The organism is Pseudooceanicola lipolyticus (assembly GCF_002786325.1).
GTDB lineage: Bacteria > Pseudomonadota > Alphaproteobacteria > Rhodobacterales > Rhodobacteraceae > Pseudooceanicola_C > Pseudooceanicola_C lipolyticus.
On sequence record NZ_PGTB01000302.1, the window covers coordinates 1 to 2,275 of the forward strand.

4 protein-coding genes and 1 pseudogene are annotated in these 2,275 nt (G+C 68.0%); 4 read left to right on the forward strand and 1 reads right to left on the reverse strand.

The features are described 5' to 3' along the window. From CVM52_RS27245 to CVM52_RS25290, 3 genes and pseudogenes are all read left to right on the forward strand, one after another. Positions 1-250 (forward strand): annotated as a pseudogene (locus CVM52_RS27245) (c-type cytochrome biogenesis protein CcmI); the annotation flags it as partial. Next, positions 247-729: a Holliday junction resolvase RuvX gene (ruvX, locus tag CVM52_RS25285; protein ID WP_100165017.1), complete on the forward strand. Its 483-nt coding sequence runs from the start codon at positions 247-249 to the stop codon at positions 727-729. The pseudogene CVM52_RS27245 and the gene ruvX, both read left to right, overlap by 4 nt. Continuing rightward, positions 726-956, forward strand: a complete 231-nt coding sequence (locus CVM52_RS25290) for a DUF1289 domain-containing protein (protein ID WP_100165018.1) — start codon at positions 726-728, stop codon at positions 954-956. The genes ruvX and CVM52_RS25290 overlap by 4 nt, the downstream gene beginning before the upstream one ends. 61 nt (positions 957-1,017) lie before the next feature. Here CVM52_RS25290 and CVM52_RS25295 read toward each other — a convergent pair whose 3' ends face one another. Continuing rightward, positions 1,018-1,842, reverse strand: coding sequence for a sulfite exporter TauE/SafE family protein (locus tag CVM52_RS25295; RefSeq protein WP_100165019.1), 825 nt, complete (start codon positions 1,840-1,842; stop codon positions 1,018-1,020). 151 nt (positions 1,843-1,993) lie between these two features. On the opposite strand from CVM52_RS25295, the gene CVM52_RS25300 reads away from it, so the two are divergent. Then, positions 1,994-2,275 (forward strand): MFS transporter (locus CVM52_RS25300; RefSeq protein WP_133119997.1); only part of this gene is annotated, 282 nt, incomplete at its 3' end.

Sequence of the window (2,275 nt, forward strand, 5' to 3'; positions counted from 1 at the left end):
GGCAGCCACGCTCGGCACCGAGGAGCGGCAAGCGATGATCCGCTCGATGGTCGAGGGCCTGGCCGGCCGGCTGGCCGACGAGGGCGGCCCGCCGGCAGACTGGGCGCGGCTGATCTCCTCGCTCGGGGTGCTGGGTGAGGTGGAACAGGCTCGCGCCATCTATGCCGAGGCCCGGGCCAGCTTTGCCGGCAATGACGCCGCGCTGGCCGAAATCGCCGCCGCGGCGGCCAGTGCGGGGGTGCTGCAATGATCTTCGACCGTTTCGAGGAATTTGCGGCGGCGCTGGCGCCGCACAGCGCACTGGCCGGGCTGGACCTAGGCGAGCGCACCATCGGCGTTGCGGTCTCGGACCGGATCGGTGCGGTGGCGACGCCGCTGGAAACCATCCGGCGCAAGAAATTCACCCTCGACGCCGCCCGCCTGGCCGAGATCATCGCCGGGCGCGGCATCGGCGGCGTGGTGCTGGGCCTGCCCTTCAACATGGATGGCAGCGAGGGGCCGCGCTGCCAGTCGACCCGCGCCTTTGCCCGCAACCTGGCCCGGCAGAGCGATCTGCCGATCGGCTTCTGGGACGAGCGGTTGAGCACCGTCGCCGCCGAACGGGCGCTGCTGGAGGCGGATACGTCCCGAAAACGTCGCGCCGAGGTGATCGACCATGTCGCTGCCTCCTATATCTTGCAGGGGGCGCTGGACCGGTTGCGGCACCTGCGCGCGGAGACGGACCGATGAGCAAAGACATCTGGAAACGAGAGGAAGTCGAATCCCCCTGCCGGCAGATCTGCGTGCTGCACCCGGTCGAACGGATCTGCGCCGGCTGCTATCGCAGCCTGGAGGAAATTGCCCGCTGGTCGAAGATGAGCGCGGCGGAACGCGCCGAGATCATCGCCGCCCTGCCCGACCGCGCCCCGCGCCTGTCGCGCCGCCGCGGCGGCCGCGCCGCGCGGCTCAGCCGCTAGGGCCTATTGCCGTCGTTGGATTTGGCAAAAGTTTTCGATCCCTTTTGCCCCGCCCGGATGCCTACCAGCCCAGCGCCTTGCGCAGCATGTTCAGCGCCACCAGCGTCAGGAACACGGCAAAGACCCGCTTCAGCGGTTTCGGATCCATCGCATGGGCCAGTTTCACCCCCAGCGGCGCGGTGATCAGCGTCATGCAGATCACCACCAGGAAGGCCACCCCATTCACCGCGCCCAGCGTGAAGGGCGGCCGCACCTCGGAAGGGATCTCGAGGAACAGGAAACCGATGACCGAGGGCACCGCGATGATCACCCCGAACCCGGCCGCGGTGGCCACGGCCCGGTGAATCGGCACGTTGTACAGGCTCATCAACGGCACCCCGAAACTGCCGCCGCCAATTCCCATAAGCACCGACAGGAACCCCACCCCCGGCGATAGCAGCGCCCGGGTCAGACCACGCGGCATCGCATCGCCCAGCCGCCAATGCGACCGGCCCAACCCCATATAGGCGCCGATCAGGATGCCCAGCGCGCCGAACAATCCCTGCAGCGTGGTCGAGCGCAGCGATGCCGCTACCAGCACGCCGATCACCGCCCCCAGCGCGATCCCCGGTGCCCAGCCGCGCAGGATATCCCATTCGACCGCGCCCTTGCGGTTGTGGCTGAGGACCGAGCGCATCGAGGTGACGATGATCGTCGCCAGCGAAGTCGCCAGGCACATCTGCATCAGCTGCGCGCCGCCATAGCCAAGGGTCTGAAACGCGTAGAAGAAACAGGGCACCAGCACGATGCCGCCGCCCACCCCCAGCAGCCCCGCCAGCACCCCGGCCAGACCGCCGATCACCATCAGTAATACAAGCATCTGCAGCAGCAGCATGGGATCGGGCATCTTTGTCTCCAGCGGATCGCAACGCGCCCTGTAAATCTCAAACCACCGGCTGCGGCAAGCCGATTGGCTGGGCTTGCATTTCCCGAGACCGGCGCTAAGGTCCACGCCGCGCGCGAAAATTCCCGCCCCGACCACACCGAAAGGACATCTCATGCTTCGTACCGGCCTGGTGCTGGGTCTGCTTGCGCTTGTGGGCCCCTTCGCCATTGATATGTACCTTCCGGCGATGCCCCTGATCGCGGCGGAATACGGCAGTTCCGAAACCGCGGTGCAGATGACCCTGACCGCCTATTTCCTTGCCTTCGGACTGGCCCAGATGCTGTATGGCCCGCTGGCCGACCAGGCCGGCCGGCGGCTGCCGCTGTTCCTGGGGCTCGGGGTGTTCGTTGCCGCCTCGCTCGGCGCCGCCTCGGCCGCCAGCGTCGAGGCGCTG

Bases quoted from the DNA above. Each gene is read 5' to 3' on its own strand.
- ruvX (WP_100165017.1), top strand. From the start codon at position 247: ATGATCTTCGACCGTTTCGAGGAATTTGCGGCGGCGCTGGCGCCGCAC.
- CVM52_RS25290 (WP_100165018.1), top strand. From the start codon at position 726: ATGAGCAAAGACATCTGGAAACGAGAGGAAGTCGAATCCCCCTGCCGG.
- CVM52_RS25295 (WP_100165019.1), bottom strand. From the start codon at position 1,842: ATGCCCGATCCCATGCTGCTGCTGCAGATGCTTGTATTACTGATGGTG.